At 63.4% G+C, this 26692-nt stretch carries 17 protein-coding genes; 7 read left to right on the plus strand and 10 right to left on the minus strand.

Translation table 11 applies throughout. From position 1 onward, the window contains the following. Nucleotides 1-25: 25 nt before the first annotated feature. The 7 genes from AC3DEZ_RS15745 to AC3DEZ_RS15775 all read right to left on the minus strand — a co-directional run bounded on the left by AC3DEZ_RS15745 (nt 26) and on the right by AC3DEZ_RS15775 (nt 16264). Nucleotides 26-1597, minus strand: coding sequence for a tetratricopeptide repeat-containing sulfotransferase family protein (locus AC3DEZ_RS15745; RefSeq protein ID WP_488389058.1), 1572 nt, complete (start codon nt 1595-1597; stop codon nt 26-28). Nucleotides 1598-1669: 72 nt separating this feature from the next. After that, the gene (locus tag AC3DEZ_RS15750; RefSeq protein WP_488389059.1) at nt 1670-4720 is read right to left on the minus strand and encodes a TonB-dependent receptor; all 3051 of its coding nucleotides are present in this window, start codon (nt 4718-4720) and stop codon (nt 1670-1672) included. A gap of 324 nt (nt 4721-5044) precedes the next feature. Further along, nucleotides 5045-8065: a TonB-dependent receptor gene (locus AC3DEZ_RS15755; protein ID WP_488389060.1), complete on the minus strand. Its 3021-nt coding sequence runs from the start codon at nt 8063-8065 to the stop codon at nt 5045-5047. 276 nt (nt 8066-8341) lie between these two features. After that, the gene (locus AC3DEZ_RS15760) at nt 8342-9913 is read right to left on the minus strand and encodes a tetratricopeptide repeat-containing sulfotransferase family protein (protein ID WP_488389061.1); all 1572 of its coding nucleotides are present in this window, start codon (nt 9911-9913) and stop codon (nt 8342-8344) included. A gap of 374 nt (nt 9914-10287) precedes the next feature. After that, the gene (locus tag AC3DEZ_RS15765; protein WP_488389062.1) at nt 10288-13323 is read right to left on the minus strand and encodes a TonB-dependent receptor; all 3036 of its coding nucleotides are present in this window, start codon (nt 13321-13323) and stop codon (nt 10288-10290) included. Between the two features lie 215 nt (nt 13324-13538). Then, nucleotides 13539-15326, minus strand: coding sequence for a phosphoenolpyruvate carboxykinase (GTP) (locus tag AC3DEZ_RS15770; RefSeq protein WP_488389063.1), 1788 nt, complete (start codon nt 15324-15326; stop codon nt 13539-13541). Between the two features lie 194 nt (nt 15327-15520). Further along, complete coding sequence (locus tag AC3DEZ_RS15775) at nt 15521-16264, minus strand: helix-turn-helix domain-containing protein (RefSeq protein ID WP_488389064.1); 744 nt, start codon at nt 16262-16264, stop codon at nt 15521-15523. Between the two features lie 108 nt (nt 16265-16372). Here AC3DEZ_RS15775 and AC3DEZ_RS15780 point away from each other — a divergent pair, with 108 nt between their 5' ends. Further along, nucleotides 16373-16813, plus strand: coding sequence for a hypothetical protein (locus tag AC3DEZ_RS15780; protein WP_488389065.1), 441 nt, complete (start codon nt 16373-16375; stop codon nt 16811-16813). 3 nt (nt 16814-16816) lie between these two features. After that, nucleotides 16817-17629: a DUF2145 domain-containing protein gene (locus AC3DEZ_RS15785; protein ID WP_488389066.1), complete on the plus strand. Its 813-nt coding sequence runs from the start codon at nt 16817-16819 to the stop codon at nt 17627-17629. 73 nt (nt 17630-17702) lie between these two features. Here AC3DEZ_RS15785 and AC3DEZ_RS15790 read toward each other — a convergent pair whose 3' ends face one another. Further along, nucleotides 17703-18302, minus strand: coding sequence for a TetR/AcrR family transcriptional regulator (locus AC3DEZ_RS15790; RefSeq protein ID WP_447104850.1), 600 nt, complete (start codon nt 18300-18302; stop codon nt 17703-17705). Between the two features lie 168 nt (nt 18303-18470). Between AC3DEZ_RS15790 and AC3DEZ_RS15795 the strand changes: the two genes are divergently transcribed. The 4 genes from AC3DEZ_RS15795 to AC3DEZ_RS15810 are packed head-to-tail and all read left to right on the plus strand — an operon-like array spanning nt 18471 to nt 22827. Continuing rightward, complete coding sequence (locus AC3DEZ_RS15795) at nt 18471-19418, plus strand: alpha/beta fold hydrolase (RefSeq protein ID WP_488389067.1); 948 nt, start codon at nt 18471-18473, stop codon at nt 19416-19418. Next, complete coding sequence (locus AC3DEZ_RS15800; protein WP_488389068.1) at nt 19415-21892, plus strand: acyl-CoA dehydrogenase; 2478 nt, start codon at nt 19415-19417, stop codon at nt 21890-21892. The genes AC3DEZ_RS15795 and AC3DEZ_RS15800 overlap by 4 nt, the downstream gene beginning before the upstream one ends. A gap of 56 nt (nt 21893-21948) precedes the next feature. Then, nucleotides 21949-22431, plus strand: a complete 483-nt coding sequence (locus AC3DEZ_RS15805) for a hotdog fold domain-containing protein (RefSeq protein ID WP_488389069.1) — start codon at nt 21949-21951, stop codon at nt 22429-22431. Nucleotides 22432-22434: 3 nt separating this feature from the next. Further along, complete coding sequence (locus tag AC3DEZ_RS15810) at nt 22435-22827, plus strand: hypothetical protein (protein WP_488389070.1); 393 nt, start codon at nt 22435-22437, stop codon at nt 22825-22827. 84 nt (nt 22828-22911) lie between these two features. Here AC3DEZ_RS15810 and AC3DEZ_RS15815 read toward each other — a convergent pair whose 3' ends face one another. Both AC3DEZ_RS15815 and AC3DEZ_RS15820 read right to left on the minus strand, forming a co-directional pair. Continuing rightward, nucleotides 22912-23259 carry a DUF1304 domain-containing protein gene (locus AC3DEZ_RS15815; RefSeq protein ID WP_488389071.1) on the minus strand — a complete coding sequence of 116 codons (348 nt, stop codon included), beginning with the start codon at nt 23257-23259 and terminating at the stop codon, nt 22912-22914. A gap of 163 nt (nt 23260-23422) precedes the next feature. After that, nucleotides 23423-24793, minus strand: a complete 1371-nt coding sequence (locus tag AC3DEZ_RS15820; protein ID WP_488389072.1) for an NTP/NDP exchange transporter — start codon at nt 24791-24793, stop codon at nt 23423-23425. A 220-nt stretch (nt 24794-25013) separates the two neighbouring features. Here AC3DEZ_RS15820 and AC3DEZ_RS15825 point away from each other — a divergent pair, with 220 nt between their 5' ends. Continuing rightward, nucleotides 25014-26615 (plus strand): GMC family oxidoreductase, encoded by a 1602-nt coding sequence (locus AC3DEZ_RS15825; protein ID WP_488389073.1) that lies wholly within the window; start codon nt 25014-25016, stop codon nt 26613-26615. The last annotated feature ends 77 nt before the right edge of the window (nt 26616-26692 follow it).

Consider the following 26692-nt stretch of genomic DNA (forward strand, 5'->3'; position numbering starts at 1 on the left):
TGGATGTGCCGTCGCGGGGAAAGGTTTAAGCGGTTTCCGCCTTCAATCCGCGTATGAGCGGCTGGAGGTAATCCTCGTAAGGTGCCCACTTGGGCCGTTCCAGCGCCACCACCCGGTCCCGCACCTGCACGGCGCTGGCCGTGGCCACCCCCCGCGTCCGCTCCTGCAGCGCCAACATGCCCGGCTCGAAGTCGAAGCCGCAGAAATCCGCCACCTCGCGCAATACCGTCTCGGTATCCCGGGTCAGCCGGCCATAGTCGACATCGAGCACCCGCCCGGGGTACACCGCCCGCCAGTGCGCCATCACGCGCTCGTACTGGCGGTAGTAGAACGCCAGTTCCTGCTGGTCATAGGAATAGGGGTTGGCGTCGGAGAACAACTCGCGCAGGTTGGAGAAACAGGTCTCCACCGGATCCCGCACCATGTGCAGGATCCTGGCCTGCGGCAGCGCCTGGCAGATGAAACCGATGTTGAGGAAGTTGGACGGCAGCTTGTCGGTGAAGAAGCGCTCCTTCCCCAGCCGCCACTCCATCTTCTGGAGATATCCCCGCCCCGCCGCCGCATAGTCCACGCCCGCCGCCGCCTTCCGCACCAGGGTCTCGTCGATGACGCCCCGGCAGTGGTAGTCGGTGGCCCAGCGCATCTGGCTGGTGAAGTCATAAAGCTCACCGACGCCGTGGATATCGCCATGGCCATCCAGAAGCTGCTCCAGCAGGGTCGTCCCCGAGCGGTGCATGCCGACGATGAAGATCGGAATCCGGCTCGAGTCGCCGGCGACCGCGGATGGCGCCAGGCCGGCCGGCGGCGGGAGTTCGATCAGCGCGTCGACCAGGCGACCCGACTCCTCGCTCTGGTACTTCAGGGTGGAGCGCTTGGCCCGGCAGGCCAGCGTCAGCGCCTCGCCGGCACCGGCGATATCGCCGATGTCATCCAGCTCCTTGTGCAGCGCGTAGGCCAGCAGCGCCACCTCCTCGGGCCGCTTGCCGGGGGTGGCCAGCAGGCGGCGCAGGCGATCCACATGGTTCGCTTCCCGGCTCTGCTTGCGCAGACGGGAGACCAGCCACCAGGCATGTGCAATTTCGGGTGCCCTTCGCAGGCTGTATTGCAGATCCTGCTCGGCGGCCTGGAATCGCCCCAGGTAGGTCAGGATCTGCGAGCGCGCCATCAACGTCGGGGGATAGTCAGGATCCGCACGCTTGGCTTCATCCAGCAGGCGCAGGGCGTCCTCCTGGCGATTGAGGTAGCTGAGCTGGGCGGCGAAGGCCAGGAGCACCGGAATCGGAATACGGTCCGGGCTACCCAGGTTCCGCAGGCAATCCAGCAGGACCTCGCCTTCGTTGAAGGTACGCAGGCGTTTTGCCAATTCCGCCAGAACGGATAGATCCTTCGGCCTGGCACCCGCAGCCTTCAACGCATAGTCGTGTGCCGATCGATACTTTCCCTGCAGGGACGCGATGTAGGAAAGCTGGACCAGCGCCCCCGGATGTCCTGGCTGACGAGCCAGGATTTCCTCGTAGAGGGCCTGGGCCCCGTCCCAGTTCCGCTGTCCCGCCAGTTGCTCGGCGCGCCGGGACAACTCGAAAATTGATGCATTCATGTAGCCGAATCATACAAAAAAGCGGCCATCCGAAGATGGCCGCCAGAACATCGAAACGGTGAAGGAAATCGGTCAGAAGTCGTACTGGACCATGAAGCGGACCGACCGGGGTGCCTGGAAGGTCACCGGCGCCAGATACGTTTCCACCGGCAGACCGGAGGCCTGATCCTCGGCGATCTCGTTCACCGCCACCACCTTCTGGGTATCGAACAGGTTGAATACATCAACCTTGAACTGCAGCCCCTTCGCGAAGGACGGACGATAGGCGATGTTCAAGTCGAACGTGCTGGTCCAAGGCAACCGGCCTGCGGTGCCGCGTGGCACGGGGATGTTGTTGCAGCGGAAGAACGAAGCCCCATAGGGGTGCGGGTTGTAGGTACCGTCGGGCGCCGGCAGGCTCGGCGGATCGCCGGGCGCGCGGTTGGGATCCCGGTCGAGGACGCCGATGCAGTTGTACGGCCGGCCCGACTGGATCAACAGGTTGCCACCCACCGACCACTCTTCGGTGATCTCGTAGTTGCCGAACAGCTTCAGGCTATGCCGGCGGTCGTTCGGCAGATAGCCGTATGTATTTTCCGTCAGTTCGATGTAGTCGAAGTCCTGCGTGACGTTCGTGTCCGCCTGGCCGATATCGGACTTCACGCCGCCTTCGGTATTGCCCTTGCTCTTCGCGTAGGTATAGGAACCTTGCAGGAAGAACCTGTCCCAATTGCCATCGACAAAAATCTCCAGGGCCGAATACGTGCGCTTCGCCTTGGGACTGAGGCGGTCACCGGGGATGGTGATCGTGCGCAGCGTACCGTCGGCTTCGATATCGGTCACGAACACCGCATCCTCACCCGGATTGAACATCCGGCAATAAGGGAAGCCAGGATTCGGTATCACCGGATCCAGGCCATTCGCCTCCGCGTACTCGAGGATCGCCGTGTAGTCGCAGTTGTCGTCAATCGCCTGCTTCAGTTCACGGAAGATACCGCGCGCTCCCAGGGTCAGGTGGTCAGTCAATGCCGCCTGGAAGCCGATGATGTACTCATCCTGATACTGCGGATCCAGCGTCTTCGACGCGATGGTTGCGGGATTCTTTCCTCGCCCGTCTTCTCCGTTGATGAAAGCCGGTCCAGTGGTACCGCGCGGAGTCAGTCCCAGCGGTACGCCGGTAATGGGATCGACACTTGTGAAGTTGAAATTCTGGCGCGTGAACAAGGACGCACTCGCACCACGCAGGGCGACACTGGGCGTCAGCGGCAGCGCATAGCGACCTGCATTGGCGAACAGCTTGAAGGTCGAGTCACCGTTCACGTCCCATGAGAAACCCAGGCGCGGGCCGAACTGGTTGTCGATCTTGACGTAGGTCTGGCCACTACCGTTCAGGTTCTCGAAACTGTCCCAGCGAACGCCGAGATAGGCAATGAAGTTATCGGTGATGTTCCAGCTGTCCTGCAGGTAGAAGGCACGCTGCTTGACCTTGAGCTTCGCGCCTGACGTGGTGATCTGCTCACGCACGATGTCGAACTCGTCTCCCGAGTTGGCGCCAGTCACGCCTGGCGTGGGATCGACCGTGGAGTAGCGCCAGAGGCGACCACCCTCGTTCGCCTGGCCCGCCACGGACTCGTAATCGTCCAGGTCGTAACCGAATCGGAACAGGTGATCGCCCAATTGCCATTCGGCGTCAAGACGGAACTGATCCCGAGTGTCCTTTGAATTCTCGGCTTGCAGCAACGCGCCCGCGCCAATGTTGCACTGGCTGCTGTAGGCGCCACCGGTCGCCGCGCGCCGATAGGCCGGACGGACATCGAGAATGAACGGGCAACCACCGACGGGCTGGTTCAGATTTCCGTTGTAGCTGACGTTCTCGCCATTTGCCGTCTTGATGCTTTGGCTACGGGAGAATTCGCCGTGACCCGCCAACGCCGACAGCGTGAAATTGTCGGTGAAGTAGCCCGTATATTTCAGGACATAGTTCTCACCACCTTGTTCGCTGTGCAGCGTGCCGATGTAGTTCTTGCGATCGACCCGTCCCACGGTATTGAGATAGGTATCGGCATCCTGCTTTTGCTTGTCGGAAAACGCGGTGAATTCGAGCAGGCTGTTATCCGTGATGTTCCAATCCATCTTCAACAACCAGTTCGGGTTCTTGGTTGTCGTGCTGGTGTTGGTGGGGGCCAGGATGTTGCCCCACGCTTCGGCTTCTGTACGCCCGTACTGGACCAGGCCATACGCGAAGAGCCTGTCCTTGATCAGTGCACCGCTGGCCCAGACCGCGGTCGTCGCATTCCAGGTCTCGTCACGCGAGTTGTCGGCGCGCAGCGTTCCGTTGGTCAGATAGACATTGTGCGGATTGGACGTAAGGCTCTCGGGGGTATAGAAGACGTTGGCGCCGGCATGGAACTCATTGGTACCGCGCTTGGTGATCTGATTGACCACGCCACCCAGCGAGCGTCCGAACTCCGCGCCGTACCCGCCGGTCTTGATCTGTTGCTCCTGGATCGCCTCGAACGGGACTTGCGAGAAGTTCAGGCTCCGGAACGAGTTGGTGATGTTGAAGCCATTGACGAAGTACTGGTTCTCAGCGACCGACGCGCCGCCGAACGAAGCCAGGTTGCCGAACGCCGCATCGCCACGTACGGTGCCGGGCGCCAACAGGGCGACGCTGGTGGTGTCGCGCGGCACTGGAATGCGCGCGATCTGTTCGGAGGTCAGGATTGTCGTCGATTCAACCGAAGTAACGTCAATCGGATTGACGAATCCACTCCCCACGACGGTCACCGCATCCAGCGTCGTCGCACTTCCACCGCTACGGCTGACGAAATCCGCGTTGGCCGCGACGCCCACATTGACCGATACGTTGCGGGATCCGCCGGCACTGCTGGTGACCGTGTACTGGCCGGTCGGCAGCGCCGAGAATCGAAAGGCGCCATCCGACCCAACCGTTATCGTTCTCGAGAAACCGGTGTTCGGGTTGGTGATGGTTATCGTGTCACCGGCATTGGCACGTCCGGCGATCGCGCCCGCTGTATTCGACTGTGCATTTACATCAGCGGTGACACCGAGGGCGAGGCCAATCGCCAACACTGTTCTATTGATATGGGAATCATAGATTCTCTTTTTCTTCTTGACAGCCATTTCTGCTCTCTCCACTCATGGTTGGGATTGGTTTTCCGGCAAACATGAAAAGCGCCTAGGCACCGGCGCGCGGAGAGTAACGCTTTTTTAAGGAAAAATATGTGCAGTAAGAAGGTAACTTTCACGCCACTAAGATAAAACTTAATAATATTCCTTATAATAAGAACAATTACATTTGCTATATCCGGTAGATAACACCGCTGCATTTATTGGAGCCATCGTACGGCCAGAGGCACTAGGTTGGCTGCTCGGAATTTGTTGCGGAGCGCAAAAAAAGCGGCCCCATTTCTGGGGCCGCCAAACAACTAACAAACCTACCTTATATTAGAAGTCATACTCGACAGTGAAGCGGTACTGACGCGGAGCATTCGCCGACAGCGGCTGATGGCAGCCCGCCAGTGTCGTGTTCGCCGCGCTTTCGCACTGCTCGTTCACGGACAGCACGCTGCGGTCATTCAGCACGTTGAACACGTCTGCCGAGATACGCAGGCCTTCCAGCCAGTTGGGCTCATAGGTCAGGTTCAGGCTGAGGCTGCTGTTCCACTCCAGACGACCGAAGGTACCACGCGGGACCAACTCGTTGTTGCAGTACATCGCATAACCCGCATAACCCGGCTCCGGCCACTGCGAACGGGGGTAACCCAAGCAATTGACCGGACGGCCGCTCTGCGCGATGAAGTTGCCGCCGACTCGCCATTCGTCGCTGATCTGGTATGCACCGAAGATCTTGAAGACATGACGGCGATCGTTCGGCAGGTAGCCGTAACCACCATCCGCCAGCGCCGGATAGTCGAAGCCCGCGGAGATACCCGCGTCATCCTGACCGATGTCGGACTTCACGTAGCCTTCGGTATTGCCCTTGCTCTTCGAGTAGGTATACGAACCCTGCACCGTCCACTTGTCGTCCCAGATGCGCTCGAAGAAGAACTCCAGCGCCGCGTACTTGCGCTTGGCCTTCGGAATACCCAGAGCGGAAGCCGGAATGGTGAGCTTGGTCAGATTACCATCGCCATGCAGGTCGGCATTCATGGTCAGGTCTTCGCCAACGTTCATCAGGAAGCAGTGATTGACGGCGGTACCAATGGCATCGGCTTCGTCAGCTGTGTATCCGTTCTCGATCGCCCAGTCATACGGCATCTGGTAGGAGCAATAGTCGTCCATGACCGTCGCCAGCTTGCGGTAGACACCGCGCACACCACCCACCCACTTTTCCGAGAGCTGTGCCTGGAAGCCGAGGATCAACTCATCCTGGTACATCGGCTTGAGATTGGGGTCGACGACGGTACGGGGATCCGGAGTTCCGCCGTCGGAGACGACCCAGCGGTCACCCAACTGTGCGCCCAGGCCCGGCAGTTGGTACTGGTCGCCGGAGAACGTGCCGTCGAAGACGTAGTAGTCCGTGTAGTCCAATTCGGCACCCGCCAGACGCATGTTGGTGTTGCCCATCACCGGGATATAGTACCGGCCCAAGTTACCGAACAACTTGAAGCTAGCGTCACCATTCACGTCCCATGAGAAGCCCAGACGGGGCGCCCAGGTGTCGTCGATCTTGATGAAGCTCTGGCCCGCGGCGTTCAAGTTCTCGAACGACTCATTGCGCACACCGATGTATGCCATGAAGTTGTCGGTAATCTGCCAGCTGTCTTCCAGGTAGTAGGCAGAGTTGGTAAGCGTGAATACACCGCCGTTCTCGAAGTGGCGCATTTCGACATAGTCAATCGGAGCGCCGGTGTCGTTGGTATAGCCGTTGTTGGTGATGACGCCACCAGGAGCCAGCGTGCGGATGATACGGCTGGTGCCGTCGACATCCTGGCCGGTGTACTTGGTACCACCAACGAAGTCATAGTCTTCGTTGTCGATACCGAAGCGGATGGTGTGGTCGCCCACGACCCACTCGCCGTCGAACCGGTACGCCTTGCGCTCTTCGCTGGCGTCGGGCCGGTCGGCAGAGGTCACCGTCCAGCAGCCGTAGTTCCTTGCCGGTGAAGTACGCGCATCGGTGACACGCGGGCAGCCGAACGCACCGATCTGCGACGTATGGTCGTACTTGCCGATGCCGTACAGGGCGGACAGGGTCAGGCTGTCGCCGAAGTAGCCGGTCCACTTGCCGATGTAGTTGTCACCACCCCATTGGTAGGAGTTCGGGAGCTTCTGCGCGCCCTTGCCCTTGCCGTACGAACTGTTGGAGAACCAGTAGTCGGAATTCTGCTCTTCGCGATCGCGGAAAGCGGTCACTTCCAGCACGTGGTTATCGGTGATGTACCAGTCCAACTTGGCGTAATACTGCGGCGCATCGGACTTGTTCTCCGACTGCTCGGTATTGCCGTAGGTCTTGGTCGTGCTGTCCGTGCCCTGGGCCAAGGCATAGAAGAACAGCCTGTCCTTGACGATCGGACCGCTCGCATAGACGTTGTAGCGCAACGATTCGTTGTAGCCCGGGGTTTCAACCGCAATCCAGTCCTTGTCCGACGGCGTACGCTGCCATTCCGGAGCGGTGTTGGCATCCGGGCCGTCGAAGTACACTGCGGGATTGGGAATGTAACGGATCGGGCTGCCACGCCCCTGGTCGGGCGAGTAGATCACGTTTCCACCGAACTTCCATTCGTTGGTGCCGCGCTTACCGATGACGTTGACCACGCCACCCAACGAACGGCCGAACTCGGCGCCATAGCCACCGTTCTTGATTTGGACCTCGGAGACGGCTTCGAACGGAAGCTCGCTGAACGCTACTCCGTTGATCAGGTTGGTGACGTTGAAACCGTTGATGTAATAAACATTTTCGGCGACAGACGAGCCACCGAACGAAGCCAGCTTACCGCCCTGCTTCTGGTCGCCACCCAGGCGACTGTCGCCCAGGGTGGTACCCGGGGCCAGCAAGGCCATGGACGTCGCATCGCGGGCAACCGGGAGCATGTCGATCTGCTGCTCGGTGAGGACCACGGTCGACTCGACCGATGAAACATCGATCGGGTTGATCAGGGTTCCGGTGACCGTTACCGCATCCAGCGTCTGCGTGCTGCCACTGGTGAAGTTGATGTTGGTCGAGGTGCCCACGCTTACCGTCAGGGTGCGCGGTTCTCCACCGTTACGGGTAATCTCATACTGACCGGTCGGCAACTGAGCAAAGCGATAATTGCCATCATTGCCCACTGTAGCGGTGCGGCTGAAGCCGGTACTCGGGTTGGCGATCTTGATGGTATCGCCAGTCTCCGCATGACCGGCTACGGCGCCCGCAGTATTGGTTTGTGCCTGTACGCCGCCAGCAAAACATGCACCCAATGCGATGCTCAACGCCGTCCGCTTGATCCCATTCGAAAGGTAGTTACGACCCTTGTGGGTAGTCATCTGTGCTCTCTCTCTCAAGTCATAAAAAGACCGGGAATTTCCTCCCGAGCCGAATAGCAGACGTGACAAAACTAAACGTCTGGTAACCAGAGAATAACGTAACTTTTACGACGTTGAGCGGAATGAAAATTACGCTTTCAAGCAAAATTAGTCATATAAATCAATAACTTATAGGATACCCGTTCGTGAATGTTTTGTCGTCGTGTTCGCTTGAGATGACCGTTCCGGAGCTTCTCAATACTGAACCGGGCTCGCGTCGCCGGTGGCTGGTTCGGCTCAGAAGCGTGCTCTCAGGAAAGCGATCTGAGGGGTGTAGCGCTCCCATTGGCCAACGTGGCGCCTGGAGACTCCTTCCCGTATCTGCGAGGCACTGGCCGTCGCCGAGGGCTTCGGATTGCTGGCGATATCCACGAGCCCAGGAACGAATTCCAGACCGCAGAACGCGGCCACCATCCCCATTGCCCGCTCCGGGTCCTCGACAAGATCCTCGTATTCGACCACGTGGAACGCCGCCGGCATCTGGCGCTGCCAGTGATTGGCGAGTTCGTTGAAGCGGTTGTACTGGCCGGCTGTTTCATCCAGATCATAGCTGTAGGGATAAGCATTCCCCGAGAACAGGTGCCGATAGACCGAGAAACAGCTGTCCATCGGATTGCGCCGCAGGCACAGGATTCTCGCCTCGGGCAGCGACGCATGGATCAGACCTGCATGTGCCAGGTTGCCGGGCAGCTTGTCGATCAGGTAGCGTTTTCCTCCGGTCCGCCAAGCGGTCCGGGCCAGGTATCCCTGGCCCAGGGACTTGAAATCGATCCCTTCCAATGCGCGCACGGCACCGGGCTCCGGAAACTCCCCGACAAAGGAATTGAGTTCCCAGGCCATCTGCAGGGGGAAATCATTCAATTCGCCCGCCGACGTCACCTCCGGGTGATTGCCCAGCATCCGCTCCAGGAGCGTGGTGCCGCTCCTTGGCAATCCAACAATAAAGATGGGGACTTGGGATCCGGTCCCTGCGCCCCGCGGGTCCAGGACCTCGTCGCGTATCGCACTGCCCCGGAGCGCTGCATAGCTTGCGTCGGCCATCGCATCGTCGTAGCGGAAGCGCTTCCGCTTCAGTTGGCTGCCTGTCTGCAGTACAGCCCAGGCCTCGTTGATCTCGTCCGCATCGTCCAGTTCCTTGGACAGGGCGTAATGGAGATAGATAGCTTCCTCACTCCCCGGAACCACATGCATCAAGGCCTTGCGCAAACGCGGTACGCGACTCCCGGGCTCAGGGCTCGGCAGATGGTGCGCAAGGGCCCAGTGTGCTTCGGCATGCAAAGGGTCCAGCGCGAGGCAACGTTCGTACATTTCAGCCGCGTCCACCGTCTTGCCGAGGTACCTGAGGGCATTGGCACGTGCGTAGAGCAACGGCGCCGGGGCCGCGTTTCCCAGGCGTGACACTGCCAGGTCCGCCAGGGCTAGCGCATCCTCGTGGGCTTCGGCCAGGCCCAGGTACTGGACCAGTCCCATGCTATGACGCAGAACCATGGGGTCGGACCAGTCCGATGACACTATGAGATCCCTTGCCTGCTCGTACTCCCCCAACACCAACAATCTCATGCCCACTTCGGCGATGAACTGGTGGCTGCCACTCCGCCGCCATGCCTGCACCGCGGAGCGTGCCGTGCGTACCGACTCCCTGAAATCACCCCGATTCTGAGCGAGCGCCGACAACGCCAACCATGCTCGCGGCTGGGCGGGATCCAGGGTGAGAATCTGCTCATAGATGAGCCGTGCGTCATCGAAGCGGCGCTCCGCGATCGCTTGGCGGCCGCGCCGGACATGCGCATCGATATCGTGGTTCTGCACGCTTCGCTCCCAGTAAAACGAAAGCATAGGGCAAAAGATCTTCCGCGAAGCCCACCTCCCTGGTGGACCAAGCCGATCGGGATGGCCATCCGCCTCCGGAGCGGTCAGCCCACGGCCAACAGCATCATCGCGGGGAATCCAAGTGGTCGCCTGGAGCCGTCACCACGAGTCCCCAAGGGCAGACTGATGCCGCCGCAACGATGATGCTCAATCCCTGGTCTCGGCACACGTCGTTCAGGGCACCGAGCTTCCATCCCGGAACCGACTCCGACTCGAATCTATCGAGGCCGATCATGGACCTGCCAGCAGCATGGAGGCCACAAAGAAAAACGGCCGCCCGAAGGCGGCCGTTTCCCTGACACACACTCTGCTACTTAGAAGTCGTAGCGGACGTCGAAACGAACCGAACGCGGTGCCGAGTAGCTCACCGCACGACCGGTCGAGTGGTAAGGCTGGCCCGGACCGCCATTCTCACCATATTCAACCACGTTCTGCACGGTCTGCTTGTTCAGCACATTGAACATGCTGAGCGAGAACTGCAGCTTGTTGTCGGCGAAGTTCGGAGCATAGCTGACGCCCATGTCCAGGTTCGTCGTCCAGGGCAGACGACCCTGGCTTCCGCGCGGCGACGGCTCGTTGTTGCAGAAGAAGTAGTACGGACCGGCGTACACGACTTCGTTGATGTCCGGATCGTTCGCGTTCTTGCCGTTGTAGTAGCCCGTGCAGTTACGCGGACGACCCGAAGCGGCAGTGAACGTGGCGGCCACGCGCCATTCCGGATTGATCTGGTAGTAACCGAAGGCCTTCAGGTAATGACGGCGATCGTTCGGCAGGTAACCGCCGGCGTACTCCATCATTTCCGGGTGATCCCACGACTGGGTCGCGGAGATGTCGGTCTGGCCGATATCCGAGTTCAACTGGCCTTCCGCGTTACCGTAGTTCTTCGAGAAGGTGTAGTCGACCTTGTAATACCAGCTACCGTCAAACGGATGCTCCAGGAAGATGTCCAGGCCCTGGTAGACGCGCTTGAGCTTGGGGAAACCCAGTTCCTGCGCGGTTAGCGGGACCGCCACCAGGTTGCCGGTGCCATCATCCAAGTAGAACGTGTTGTCCTCGCCCGGGTTGAACATCAGGCAGCCGTCCAGTGTGGTCTTGAAGCTCTGCGACGCTTCCTCGGAATAGCCGTTGCGGAGGCCCCAGGCGTAAGCGGCGCGACCGTCGCAGACGTCATCGATGGCGCTCTTCAGATCACGATAGACGTAACGCGCACCGATATTGAACGACTCACCCAGTTGCTTCTCGAAGCCGAACACGAACTCGTCCTGGAAGTGCGACTTCAGGCCCTTCGCGGCGGCCGTGCGGGGATCCGGCGCCTGGCCATACTCGTTGTTCGACGAATACGGACCGTCACCCAGCGGGCGCAGGCCCTGCGGGATGCCCGTCGCCGGATCGATGCCCGAGAAGCCGAAGTACTCGATCGTGTACAGGGACGGCGAGGCGGCGCGCTTGGCGACACTGGTCGGCAGGGCCAGGTGATAACGGCCGGCGTTGGCGAAGAACTTCAGCGTCGAATCACCGAACACGTCCCAGCTCACGCCCAGGCGCGGCGCCCACTGGTCTTCCTGCTCGATGTAGATGATTCCGTCACCGTTGAAGTTGCGGAAACTCTCGTTGCGGACGCCGAGGGTCAGCAACCAGCGGTCCGTCACCTGCCAGCGGTCTTCCAGGTAATAGGCTTCCTGCTCGACCTTGAAGGTGCCGCCGTTGGCGTAGATGTAGCGCATCACGTAGTCGCCGTTGCCGCCCGGACCGACGGCGCCACCAGCGCCGGGAATCGGCTGGTTGGCAGCATCCGGTCCCATCGTGGCGTACTGCCAGCGGTAACCCGGACCCGAGGTCTCCTCGCCCGAACGGGACTCGGAATCCTGACGGTCATAGCCCAGACGCAGGGTGTGATCGCTCACGCGCCACTCGACGTCGAAACGGCCACCCTTGGTCTTGTCGTACGCGTCGGCGAAGTCCAGCTGCGCCACGCTGCCCGCGCTCACGTTTCCGCCGGGGCGGGAGTCGCTGACGTAGACCACGCTCGGATCGTATCCGGACGGCACCGAGATATGGTCTTGTTCCTGCTCACCGTACAGCGCGGTGATGGTCAGGTTGTCGGTGATGTAGCCGGTGTACTTGCCGATGTACAGCTCGCCGCCGTCTTCGTAGTAGTGACCGCCGGTGCGCGGCCCCTTCTGGAAGGGAGCCAGGCCATACGGATTCGCGCCGGCCGCATAGTAGTACGCGTACTGCGCATCGCTGCGCTTGGTGGTGTCGGAAACCGCAGTCACTTCCAGCAGGTGGTTGTCGGTGATGTTCCAGTCGAACTTGGCCAGCCAGCGCGGCACTTCGTAGCCCAGTTCCTGGTAGCCAGCCACGCCGCCCGGGCGCGCCAGCACGGTGTCGACATCACGCTTTTCGAACTCGCCGCTGGCGTAGAAGAACAACCGATCCTTCACGATCGGACCACCAACGTAGGCACCGTAGGTGACCGAGTTGACCGTGCGCTCGCGCAGGTTCTGATACGACAGACCGTCATTGGCGGTGCCGTTGTTCGGATAGTAGATGCTGCGCTGCTTTTCGCGCAGGCCTTCCGGGTTCCAGATGACGGTGCCGCCAGCCTTCCACTCGTTGGTACCGCGCTTGGTGATGATGTTCACCACGCCGCCGGTGGCACGGCCGAATTCGGCACCGTAGCCGCCGGTGATCGCCTGGAACTGGCTGATGCCGTCGAACGGAAGCGTGGTCGAACCCAAGTTGGTCAGCGGATTGGTCACCGCGTAGCCATTGATGTAGAACGCGTTTTCGGATGCCGCCGAACCACTGAAGGAAGCGGTATTGCCGTAGCGGGAGTCCGCTGCGACAACGCCCGGGGTCAGCAGCGCGATCGACTCGATGCTGCGGCCGACCGTCATCTTCTCCAACTGCTCGGAGGTGAAGACGATACGGGTGTCGGTCGCGGACACGTCGATCGGCGATGCCCCCATGCCGGTGACGGTGATGGTATCCAGGGTCTGCGCGCCCTCACCGGAGGATGCAGCAGCGAACGAAACTTCGCTACCGGCGCCCAGGCGGACGGTGATGTTCTCGCGGGTCGCGATGTTCTGGCCGTCCCGCTTCTGGATGACGGTGTAATTGCCGACCGGCAGCGACGTCGCACGATAACGGCCGCTGGCATCTGCCGAAATTTCACGCGTCACGCCCGTTTCGGCGCTCTGGATGACGATGGTGGTGCCCGGTTCCGCGCTGCCGAAGATGGAGCCCGACGAGTTTGACTGCGCCTGGACACCGCCCACGAAGCACGCCGCCAGGGCGACGCTCAGGGCCGTGCGCTTGACGCCCTTGGACAAATAGTTTGAAGCCATTTGGTCTCTCTCTCTGGATTAAGAACGGCCCGCAAAACGATCCCAAGGCCGAAGTGAGGGCGACAACGTTAATTACCGCCTGAACCAGAGGGTAACGCAAATTTCACGAACTAGGAAGATCTGGCACCCATTATAAATCAATACCTTAGCTATGAACCGGAAAATCAGGTTACATGCGTAACCGCTTTCCCCTATTCATCTTCAGGGATCACTGTTCAGGTGAGCACGCTGCGGATGCGCGCCTGCTCTTCCTTCAGTGCCTCCGGCATCCGTCCACCGAATTCCTCCAGGTAGGCTCCGATGCTTTCGACTTCGGCCCGCCAGCCCTCCTGATCGAACCCGAACAGCTTGGCCTCGCCTTCCGGTGAAAGCGGCACGCCGTCGAGGTTCAGATCGGCCACTCGCGGCAGATGCCCGATCGGCGTCTCGACCGCATCGGCCTGCCCTTCCACCCGCTGGATCATCCATTCCAGCACGCGCAGGTTCTCGCCGAAGCCCGGCCACAGGAACTTGCCGTCGTCGCCCTTGCGGAACCAGTTGACGTGGAAGATCTTCGGCAGCTTCGCGCCAGCCTGGTCGAACGACAGCCAGTGGGCGAAATAGTCGGCGAAGTTGTAGCCGCAGAACGGTTTCATCGCCATCGGGTCGCGGCGCATCACGCCGACGGCGCCCGTGGCTGCCGCGGTGGTTTCCGAGCCCATCGCGGCGCCGATCAGCACGCCATGGGTCCAGTCACGGGCCTCGAACACCAGCGGTACCAGCGACGCGCGGCGTCCGCCGAACACGATCGCGGAGATCGGCACGCCCTGCGGATCCTCGGCACGGGGCGAGTAGCTCGGGCACTGGCGTGCGGAGACGGTGAAGCGCGAATTCGGATGCGCCGCCGGGCCGTTGGCGGGATCGTACGGACGCCCCTGCCAGTCCAGCGCCGGCGTGCGCTTGTCCAGCCCCTCCCACCACGGTTCCTGGTCGTCGGTCACGGCTACGTTGGTGAAGATGGTGTGGTGGCTGATGGTCGCGAGCGCGTTGGGATTGGAACTGTCGGAAGTTCCCGGCGCGACGCCGAAGAAACCGGCCTCCGGATTGATGGCGTACAAACGACCATCCGCGCCGGGACGCATCCAGCAGATGTCGTCACCGACCGTCCACACCTTCCAGCCGGCCTGGCGGTAACCCTCCGGCGGAATCAGCATGGCCAGGTTGGTCTTGCCGCAGGCCGACGGGAATGCCGCGGCGACGTAGTGCGTCTGGCCCTGCGGGTTCTCGATGCCTACGATCAGCATATGCTCGGCCAACCAACCTTCCTGCCGCGCCTGGTGCGAAGCGATGCGCAGCGCGTGGCATTTCTTGCCCAGCAAGGCGTTGCCGCCATAGCCGGAACCGTAGCTCTTGATGGTGAGTTCTTCCGGGAAGTGCATGATGAAGCGGCGATCCGGATCCAGTTCGCCGATCGAATGCAACCCTTTCACGAAGCTGCCTTCGCGCTCGATCCGCGTCAGCGCGGGCGCGCCCATGCGGGTCATGATGCGCATGTTCGCGACCACGTACGGCGAGTCGGTGATTTCCACGCCGCATCGCGCCAGCGGCGAGTCGATCGGTCCCATGCAATACGGCACGACGTACAGGGTGCGCCCGCGCATGCAGCCTGCGAACAGCGCGTCCATCTTCGCGTGCGCCTCTGCGGGCGGCATCCAGTGATTGTTCGGGCCGGCATCCTCGCGTTCCGGCGTGCAGACGAAGGTCAGGTGCTCGACCCGGGCCACGTCGCTGGGGCTGGAACGGTGCAGCCAACTGTGAGGATGGGTCTCCTGGTTCAGCGGCAGCAGCGTCCCGTCGGCCTGCATGTGGGCGATCAGGGCGGCGTTTTCGGCATCGCTGCCATCGCACCAGTGGATGCGGTCGGGCTGGGTCAGGGCGGCGACTTCGGCCACCCAGGCGTTCAGCGATTCCAGCCGGCATCCCCGGGAATCCTGCGATTTGAAAACGTCGACCGCTGCGTTCATGCCTAGCCCTCGGAAAAGAGACCAAAATGATACCAATGTCCGGTCCCGATGACGAGGACAACGCCGAATCGGATTCAGGAAGGTCAGGTCGTGTCCCCACCGGGAACATGCCCGGCCCGGCACGACGGCCTTCCCGCCGGGCGTTCGGATCTCTCATCTGGATATGAAGGCCATCCGGGAGCCCGGTGGCGGACTCAACCGGCACGCGATCGCCGGTAGGGGTTGAACAGCTGCAGCAGCCAGGGCTTCTGTGCCAGCACCAGGCTGACGCCGATGCGTTCGGACGCGGGCAAGGTGGCGTCCCGGGCCAGCAGCGCGTCGAACTCCCGGGCCACTTCCTCCAGCCTCTGCCGGAGCTGCTTGATGCCGTCGATGCTCAGGCTGCCGCTGAGCAGCAGCAATGCATCCTGCTCCCCGTCGAAGGCATCGGCGAAGTAGTCGGTCAGCAGGGTATGGCGGAAGTAGCGTTCCATCGGTCCATCCGCGCGCCAGCGGAAATTGCGGGCGGTCAGCGCGCGCGTCCGGTTGCCGGGCATCAGTTCGATGATGCCGAGACGATCCAGCTTCACCAGCAGGCCGGTCCACTGTGCGGGAGTGAAGCCGAAGTGCTCCAGCACGTCTTCCTGGCGCCAGCGGTTGAGGGTCAGGAACAGCGCCATCAGCAGCGTGGGGTCCTTCACCAGTGCCTGTTCCTGCGCCGCTTCCAGTTGCGCCATCGGCTTGCGCCCGCGTGACGCCTCGGCGCTGAGTTCGGCCAGGCCGACATCCAGCACCTCGCAGATCTGCTCCAGCCGCTGCAGGCTCATGGCACGGCGGGAGAACATCCGCTTGATCGCCGCCTCGCTCATCTTCATCCGCGCCGCCAGGTCGCGGTAGGTCATGTCCTGTCCGCGCAGGCAGCGCTTGAGGGCGTCGACCAGTTCGATGGATACGGCCATGGGTAGCGAATTCCTATACCTTTCGTCCCCCAAGAGCTTACCTTGCCGAAGTCAGTTGAATCCCCCGGCCGTCAGCATCCACCTTGCACCGCGCAAGGAGACCTGCCGATGACCCAGTCCGAATCCCCCATCCCATACGTCCGCGCCCTGTTGCTGGCAACCACGTTGTTCGCCGCGGCCGTTCCCGCCCGGGGTGGCGTCCAGTCCGATGGCGCCAGCCGGCATTCGCAGGCCAGCCTCGCGGCCTCCGTCGAAGTCCCCGTGGCCGTCGTGCACGCGCTGGCGCATGGCGCGTCGGCTGTGGTGTCGGGCGTTGCGGCGGTGGGCGGCAGCGTGGCCGTGACCGTGTCGGCGACCGTCGCCGGCGCTTCGTTCGTGATCTACCTGTCGGTGGAAGCCGTTCGCCGGCTGGGCATCGCGGTGGGAACCGCCATCAGCGTGACCGCGATCGCCACCGGCTGGCTGCTGAGCGCCGCCGGCGAGACGCTCTGCTTCATCGCCAACGACAGCGTCCGCCCGCACATCCACAGCCACCGCTATGGGAGTTGAACCATGAGTCGCCTGTGGATGCGCTTCGCTTGGTTGTTGTGCCTGCCGCTGGCGGCTCATGCCGGCAATGACTGCCGGGAACAGCAACTGCCACCGGCCAAGGTCGCCGCGGCGGCGGAGACCGCGCTGCGCGCCGCCGCAGCGCTGGATCAGAGGGATGCATCGGTGGCGCTGATTGCGCGGGTGGGCACGGATCTGTCCAGGCAGGGCCTGGTCTACAGCCATGCCGGTTTCGTACTCCGCGATCATCCGCGGGGGCGCTGGACGGTGGTGCACCTGCTCAACGAATGTGGCAGCGATCGCTCCGGGCTGTATGCGCAGGGACTGGTGAATTTCTTCTCCGACGATCTGGTCAACCAGGATCTGCGCATCGTCTGGTTCAAGCCCGATGTCGCGCAACGACTGACCGCACGACTGCGACAGATGCCGCGTCACGGCCTGCATCATCCGCACTACAACCTGATCGCGCGCCCCGGCAGCCGGGACTACCAGAACTCCACCGCCTGGCTGATCGAGATCATGGCCAGTGCGATCGCCGACAGGCCGATATACGACCGCGCCACCGCCTACGCCTTCGCGCGCGGCGATGGGTTCGCACCGGACACGATCCACGTCCCGTATACCAAGCGCGTGCTGGGCGGATTGTTCACCGCCAACGTGGACTTCACCGACCATCCGGTCGCCACTCGCCTGTCAGGCGACTACCCCGTGGTCACCGTACGCTCGATCTTCCGCTACCTGGATAGTGCGGGATACACCGAACACGTACAGGAATGGCGCAATGGCCGTCTGATGACCGTGCCCGGACCCGCATGATTCCCGCGCGGCGGCTTCACGTCCCACCCTTGCCTGCTATCTGGTTCCCGGCACGTGAGCCACGCGCGCGAGCTCAGGTCGGAATGAGGGTGGAGATGACGTGCTCCAGATAGGCCTCGAATTCGTCGTGGGTCATGCGCGGCTGCTGCAGCTGCAGCGACAGCTGCAGGAAGCCCACGTACGCCGCATAGGTGAGGCGTGCGCGATGAATCGCATCCTGGCGCGCCAGGCCCGCCTGTCGGAATGAAGCCATCAGGTATTCGAGTCGACGCTGCGACACGCGATCGATGACCGGCTGCACGGCCGGATGATCCAGCGCCTTCAGCAACTCGCTGTAGATGATGTGCGGCTTGACCTCGTGGCCGACCAGTTGGAACAGCGCGCGCAGGCGCTCTCGCGGATCCGGCACTTTTTCCAGATTGCCGAACACGCTTTCCTGCTCCACCGCCTCCCAGCGTTCCAGCGCGGCCTGCAGCAACGCATCGCGGGACGGGAAATGCCAGTAGAAGCTGCCTTTCGTAACGCCAAGACGCCGCGCCAGGGGTTCGACCGCCACGGCGGAAACGCCTTGTTCGGCGATGAGATCGAGCGCGGCCTGGGCCCAGTCTTCAGCACTGAGACGGGCATTCCGCGGGGATGCGGCGGGAGCTGGGTCGGGGCTTGGGGTCGTCATGACCCCATTTAACCATACGGCGAAGTTTGTTGGAGTACGTTTGCTGCATTGCAACAAAACTTTTGGCAAATCAAACGCTTGCGCCGCCCGGGAATCCCGCCAACCGATTGACTGCTCTAAACCGGCAAGCCCATACTAGTCCGTATGGTCAATCCGCACTCTCCTGCCATGTCCCTCTCCGCAACCGGTGTCGGCGAAGTGCTGGGGCTGACCGGAGCGGGAGATCTGCGGCTCGCCGCCAGCCGGTTCGCCTCGCCTGCCCCGCTGCAGGCGGAACCCGCGCTCATTTACTCGCACGGTTTCGGTCAGACCCGGCACGCTTGGACGCGGACCGCGCAGATCCTCGCCGAGAAGGGCTATGCCGGCCTCGCCTACGACGCCCGCGGACATGGGGATTCGCAGCGGAACCCGGACGGCTTGCCGTATGCCGGCGAGCAGTTCGCCGACGATCTGATCATCGTTGCCGGCGAGCAGGCACAGGCGCCCATCCTCGTCGGTGCATCGATGGGCGGGCTGTTCGGCCTGATCGCCGAATCCCGTTGGCCCGGCCTGCTGCGGGCAATGGTGCTGGTCGACATCACCCCACGCTGGGAATCGGCGGGCCTGGAGCGCATCCTCGGTTTCATGACCGCGTTTCCCGACGGTTTCGAGTCCCCGGAACAGGCCAGCGACATCATCGCCGCCTACCTGCCGCACCGCCGCAACCGCAAATCACCGGATGACCTGCGCGCGCTGTTGCGCGCGGACGGGAACGGCCGCTGGCATTGGCATTGGGATCCGCGCCTGATCGACGAACTGGCCCGCGACAGCGAGCAGCACCAGGATGCGCTCGCCGAGGCGGCCAGCCGCATCCGCTGCCCGATCCTGTTGATCAGTGGCGGGCGCAGCGATCTGGTGTCGGAAAAGACCGTCGAGGAGTTCCGCACGCTGGTTCCCCACGCGCGGCATGCCCACCTGCCGGACGCCACCCACATGGTGGCCGGCGACGACAACGATACGTTCACCGCCGCCGTACTCGAGTATCTGGCCGAACTGCGCTCGCCGCAGGCCGCCTTCGCGCCAACCCCCACCGAATCGTCCGCCGATGGCGGATCCGCAACCGGAGCAAGTCCATGAGCATCCTAGCCCCCTTCCTCGCCTTCCTGTTGGCGGGCGCGTTCGCGGCCTATCACCGCCTGCGGCTGGCCTATTGGGCCGCGATCACCGCCACCCTGCTGGTGGCCTGCTGGCTGCTCGGTGCCCATCCGACCGCCACGATCATCGCCGCCGTCATCGTGGCGCTCATCGCGGTCCCGCTGCTGATTCCGGCCATTCGCAAGCCGCTGATCACCGCACCGCTGCTGACCTTCTACCGCAAGATCCTGCCGCCGCTCTCGCAGACCGAGCGCATCGCGCTGGAATCCGGTTCGGTGGGCTTCGAAGGCGAACTGTTTTCCGGCGACCCGGACTGGAACCAGTTGTTGTCGCAACCCAAGCCGGAACTGACCGCCGAGGAACAGGCCTTCCTGGACGGACCGGTCGAGAATCTCTGCCGGATGACCAACGACTGGGAAATCACCCACGTCCACGCCGACCTGCCGCCGGAAATGTGGGAATTCATCAAGAAGAACAAGTTCTTCGGCATGATCATTCCCAGGTCCTACGGTGGCCTGGGCTTCTCGGCGCTTGCACACCACAAGGTCATCCAGAAGCTGGCGTCGGTTTCCAGCGTGGTCAGCTCCACCGTCGGCGTGCCCAACTCGCTGGGCCCGGGCGAACTGCTGATGCATTACGGCACCGAACAGCAGAAGGATTACTACCTGCCGCGCCTGGCCGATGGCCGCGAGGTTCCCTGCTTCGGACTGACCGGCCCGTTCGCCGGCTCCGACGCGACCTCGATTCCGGACTACGGCATCGTCTGCGAGGGCGACTGGGATGGCGCCAAGGTGGTCGGCATCAAGCTTACTTTCGACAAGCGCTACATCACCCTGGCGCCGGTCGCCAGCATCATCGGCCTGGCGTTCCGGATGTACGATCCGGACGGTCTGCTGGGCGACAAGCGCGACCTCGGCATCACCCTGGCGCTGATGCCGCGCGAAACGCCCGGCGTCGAAGTCGGCCGCCGCCACTTCCCGCTGAATTCGCCGTTCCAGAACGGCCCGGTCCGCGGTCATGAAGTGTTCCTGCCGCTGTCGCAGATCATCGGCGAGGAGAAGGGCATCGGCGAAGGCTGGCGCATGCTCAGCGAATGCCTCTCGATCGGCCGTTCGATCACCCTGCCCTCCACCGCCAGTGGCGGCGCCAAGATGGGCGCGGTCGTCACCGGCGCCTATGCACGCATCCGCAAGCAGTTCGGCCTGTCGGTCGGCCGCTTCGAAGGGGTCGAGGAAGCGCTCGCCCGCATCGCCGGCAAGGCCTATGCCATCAGCGCGCTGTCGCAGGCGACCGCGGCGGCCGTGGACCGCGGCGAGAAGCCCGCGGTGCCGTCGGCGATCGCCAAGTACCACTGCACCAACATGAGCCGCGACGTGGTCAAGGACGTGATGGACGTGGTTGGCGGCAAGGGCATCATCCTGGGACCGCGCAACTTCGTCGGCCGCGCCTGGCAGGCCTCGCCGATTGCGATCACGGTGGAAGGCGCCAACATCATGACCCGCAGCCTGCTGATCTTCGGACAGGGCGCGATCCTGTGCCATCCGTGGGTACTGAAGGAAATGAAGGCGGCACAGAACCCGGATATCGTCGCCGGCACCAACGAGTTCGACCGCAACCTGTTCGGCCATATCGGCTATGCGATTTCCAACGCGGTGCGTTCGTTCTGGTTCGGCCTGACCGCATCGCGCATCGGCGCGGCGCCGGGCGACGACTACACCCGCCGTTTCTTCCGCAAGATGGATCGCTACTCGGCCAATCTGGCGCTGATGGCCGACATCTCGATGCTGACGCTGGGTGGCAAGCTGAAGTTCAAGGAATCGTTGTCCGGTCGCCTGGGCGATGTGCTGAGCCACCTGTACATGACCAGCGCGATGCTCAAGCGCTACCACGACGAAGGCGCGCCGGCCGCGGACCGCACCCTGCTGGCCTGGGCCTTCCACGACAGCGTGCACCAGATCGAACTGTCGCTGTCGGCGGCGCTGCGCAACTTCCCGATCCGTCCGGTCGGCTGGCTGATGTGGGCGCTGATCTTCCCGTGGGGCCGCCGCGCGCACGCACCGGGCGACCGCCTGGGCCATCGCGCCGCGGCGTTGCTGATGACCCCCAACGAAGCGCGCGACCGCCTGGCCAAGGGCGTGTTCACCACCCCGTGCGAGAACAATCCCGCTGGCCGCATCGACAGCTATCTGGCCAAGGCGGTGCTGGCCGAGCCGGTGGAGCGCAAGTTCCTCAAGGCGCTGAAAACCAAGGGCATCGAGGCGCTGGACTTCGCCAGCCAGCTGGACGAGGGCGTGCGCGAAGGCTGGATCACCGCCGAGGAGCGCAAGCAACTGGAAGAACTGCGGGTGATGACCCTGGACACGATCACGGTCGACGACTTCGATCCGCACGAGCTGCGCGCCGCCAGTTACTACGACCGGCACCAGCCGGGCGACAAGTCACGCGCGGCGGCCTGAACCCCGTGTTCCCCCTGACGGCGAGCTTCGGCTCGCCGTTTTCGTCTGGAGACCCCATGAGCGCATCCGTCCTGTCGATGTATCGCAAACTCGCCACACGTCCGTTTGGCCAATGGCTGTTCTCGCGGCTGGTCTGCTTCAAGGCGCCCTACTTCGCCAGCATCCGGCCGCGCATCACGGTGCTGGAACCCAACCGGGGCGAAGCGACGATCGCGCATCGGCGCAGCGTCACCAACCATCTCGGCACGGTGCATGCCATCGCGCTGTGCAATCTGGCCGAATTCGTCGGCGGTCTGACCACCGATGCGAGCATCCCCGCCTCCATGCGCTGGATTCCGAAAGGCATGAGCGTGGAGTATCTGAAGAAGGCGGTCGGCACGATGCACGCCGTCGCCACCCCCGCGTTCCCGCCGCCTCCGGCCGAAGAAGGCTACGAGTTGCCGATGGACGTGGTGATCAGCAATCCACATGGCGAGGCGGTGTTCCGTGCCCGCATCGCCATGTGGGTGTCGCCGCGGCCTCCGCGCGCGGGCGGCTGACGCGTGGACGCCGCCGGCGACTGGCTGGTCCGGCTCGCGGGCATCCACAGCCTGGGCTTTGCCCTGTTCCATCTGGCGTTCTGGAAGCTGTTCCGCTGGAAGAAGGAACTGGCGAAGGTCGGATTCGCCACCCGCGCGATCACCCAGATCCTCAACCTTCGCCTGATCTACCTGTTCCTCGGCGTCGGTGCCGCCTGTTTCGCCTTCACCGGCGAATTGCAGCGCAGCGGCCTGGGACGCGCGATGCTGGCGTTCATGGCGCTGTTCTGGGTCGGACGGACGATCGAGCAGTTCGTGTTCCTGCGTCGCCACCATTGGCTGCTGCACCTGCTGAGCGCGCTGTTCGTGTTCGGTGCCTTGTTGTTCGCACTGCCGCTGGGCCTGTCCTTCCGGTAGGAGCGACGTCAGTCGCGACCGGAAGTTCTTCCCTGGCGGCGCCAGGTCGCGACTGACGTCGCTCCTACCGGGAGAACAATCGGTTCACCCGACGAGGATCGCGGCCAGCGCGGCGATGGCCGGAATGCCCTGCACGAAGAAGATCCGCCGGCTGACGCTGTAGGCGCCATACAGCGCGGCGATGGTGACGCAGACGAGGAAGAACACCACCACGTTCCACTGCTGGCTCAGGAGTCCCCACAACAGACCCGCGGCCAGGAAGCCGTTGTAGAGCCCCTGGTTGGCCGCCAGCACCCGGGTCATCGCGGCTTTTTCCGGTGTATTGCGGAAGGTCTTGAGACCGACCGGACGGGTCCACAGGAACATCTCCAGCACCATGAAGTAAAGATGCAGCAAGGCAACCAGGAAGCTCAGTGACGCGGCAATCAGCATGCTTTCGTTCCAGCGAGGCGACCTCGACAGGATAGCCAATGACGCCGACGCGCGCCGTCGGCGTGTTCAGGCGGGCACGCGCGGGCCAACCCGCCGGCCTGCGTTTGCGCCGGGGTGCCGGCTGCGCCATGGTCGCGCACGTGTTCGGCCTGTGCGTCCTGTTTCAAGCGGCCTTGCCTTCCACCGGAACGGCCGATCCTGTTTCCGGCAAGCGACGCTGCGCCTGGATCACGCGCCAGGCGCCCAGGGTCATGCCGGCGGCCACGCCGATGCCGACCAGGAACACCACGCTGGATCCCAGCGCCGACAGCGCCTTGTGCAACCAGACGAAGCTCAGATCGCCGCCGCGATAGACCACGGTGTCGATGACCGCCTTGGCCTTGTAGCGCGATTCGCGATCGACCCGGGTGTAAAGGGTTTCGCGGGCGGGCTTGGCCAGCGAGAACTCGCCCGCGCGGGTCGCCACCTGGACGACCCAGATCAGCGCCGGCAACGGCGCCGCCGCGAGCAGCGCGTAGCCCAGCAGGATGGCGGTGGCTGGTATCAGCAGCAACGGAGCGATGCCGAACCTGCGCAGCAACCAGCGGGTCAGGAACACCTGCACCACGATGGTCAGCAGGTTCACGCCCAGATCGAGGTTGGCGTAATACGCGGTCCGGGAAGCGTCCTGCGCCAGTTGCCGTGCAATGGCCGCCTGCTCGTTGTAGAGCAGGGTGCCGACGCCGACCCCGAAGAACATCAGCATCGCCAGCGAACGCAGCAGCGGATCCCGCCAGACCAGCCGCAGGCCGGCCAGCACCGAACCGCCCATCGCGTCCTCGCCGCTGGCCTCGCGGTTGCGCTGCTCGCGGCGGACCGCCCACGGTCGCAGGCGCAGGATGCACAGCAGGCAGGCCGCCAGGAACAGCGCCGAGACCAGCAGCAGGTTGCCCACGCCGATGCGCTCCACCAGCAGGCTGGTGATCGTCGGCCCCACCAGCGCGCCGATGGTGCCGCCGGCGCCGATGTAGCCATAGACCTTCTTCGCGTTCTCGTTGTCGAACACGTCGGCCATGTAGCTCCAGAACACTGACACTGCGAACAGGTTGAACACCGCCACCCAGATGAAGAAGGCCGCGCCGCGTCCGGGCAGTTCCCGGTTGAAGGCCCAGTAGAAGAACCCCAGGCAGGCGATGAAGGCCAGGTACACCACGGGCAGGAACACCCGGCGGGGAAAGCGCGACACCAAGGCCCCGTAGACGGGTTGCAGCAGCACCATGCAGACGAAGGTGCCGGTGAACAGCACCTGCAGGGTGAAATCCTTGAGATCGATGCCGTGCTGCCCCGCCCAGCCGATCAGTCGCGCCGGGAACACCGCGGCGACGTCGCCCGAGGCGCCCATCGCGTCGCGCACCGGGCGCAGGACGTAGTAGCCGCTGAGCAGGCAGAAGAAATAGAGCAGCGACCACCACAGCGCCGGGGAATCCACACCCAGTTGCGAAATCACCTGGCGGAAGCCGGCGGGACGGGAGGCATCGTGAGTGGCAGGATTCATGCGGATCGTCGTGGCCGCCGGGAACGGGAGGGACGGGCACAGCGGCCGGCGTCTCGCGCGCAAGGTATCCGATGCACTGCAACATCGCCAGCACTTTCCGGCGCCACTGCGTTCCATCAATGCGGAATGCGCGTGCCGGGTCCGTCCATGCCGATGGCCGCCGAGCATTTGCTCTATCCCCGCCCGATAGCTTCGACCGGTCCCGGTTGCAGGCCTCCACGTGTACGACTACATCATCATCGGTGCCGGCTCGGCCGGCTGCGTGCTCGCCAACCGCCTTTCCGAAGATCCCGCCTGCCGCGTGTTGCTGCTGGAAGCCGGTCCCCGTGACTGGCATCCCTTCATCCACATGCCGGCCGGGCTGGCCAAGCTGGTCGGCCACAAGGGCGTCAACTGGAACTACGACACCGTGGCGGAAGCCCAGCTTGAGGGCAGGCGCCTGTGGTGGCCACGCGGCAAGGTGCTGGGCGGTTCCAGTTCGATCAACGCGATGTGCTACGTCCGCGGCGTGCCGGCGGACTATGACGGCTGGGACGCGATGGGCGCGGAGGGCTGGGACTGGCGCGGCGTGCTTCCCTACTTCAAGCGTTCCGAACGCAACACCCGCGGAGCCGACGCGCTGCATGGCGCCGATGGTCCGCTGCATGTGTCCGATCTGCGCCATACCAACCCGCTGTCGTCGGCTTTCATCGAGGCTGGACAGCAGGCCGGCTACCACCGCAACGATGATTTCAACGGGCCGCAGCAGGCGGGCTTCGGCTTCTATCAGGTCACCCAGAAAGACGGCGCGCGCTGCTCCTCGGCCGTGGCCTACCTGCATCCGGTGCGCCATCGCTCCAACCTGGAAGTGTTCACCGGTACCCTGGCCCGCCGCATCCTGATCGAGAACGGTCGCGCCGTCGGCGTGGCGTACGCCCATCGGGGACGCGAAGTTCAGGTGCGTGCCGAGCGCGAAGTGCTCCTGGCCGGGGGCGCGATCAACTCACCGCAGTTGCTGATGCTGTCCGGCGTCGGGCCCGCCGATCATCTGCGCGAGCGCGGCATCGCCGTGCAGATGGATGCCCCCCAGGTGGGACTCAACCTGCAGGATCATCTGGACATCTGCACCCTGCGGCACTCCACTCGCCCGGTGACCTACGATCGCACCAGCGAACTGAAGACAGCCTTCGACTACTTCCTGCGCGGGCATCGTGGCCCAGGCAGCAGCAACATCGCGGAGGCGGGCGCGTTTGTCCGCTCGTCGCTGGCGTCCGGCCCGCATGCCGACATCCAACTGCATTTCGTGCCTGCGATGCTCGACGACCATGGCCGGCACCGCCTGGCGGGAGACGGGTACACCCTGCATGCGTGTTTCCTCAGGCCGCGCAGCCGTGGCCGCATCCGCCTGGACGGCGCGGACGCGCGCACGCCGGCGCGCATCGAGGCCAACTACCTGAGTGATCCCGAAGGCTTCGATATGAAGATGATGATCGAGTGCGCGCGCCTGTCGCGCGATCTGTTCGCCCAGCGCGCGTTCGACGACTACCGCGGCGCGCCGATCTTCCCCGCCCGCGACGATCTGGACGAAACCGGTCTTGCGGCATTCGTGCGCGCCAAGGCCGAGACGGTGTATCACCCGATCGGCACCTGCCGGATGGGCAATGACGGCAACGCGGTGGTCGATCCGCAGTTGCGCGTGAATGGCGTCGGCGGGCTGCGCGTGATCGATGCCTCGGTGATGCCCACCCTCATCGGCGGCAATACCAACGCGCCGACGATGATGATTGCCGAGCGCGCTGCCGACCTCATCCGTGGGCACCCGCCTCTCCGCGTTCCGCACTGAATCGCACGCCGGAATCCCTGCTCAGGGAGCTGAACAGGGCGCGTCAAAAATGCGACGGACCGCACCCGGATCTTCAA

This window comes from Pseudoxanthomonas sp. 134C1, assembly GCF_057773065.1.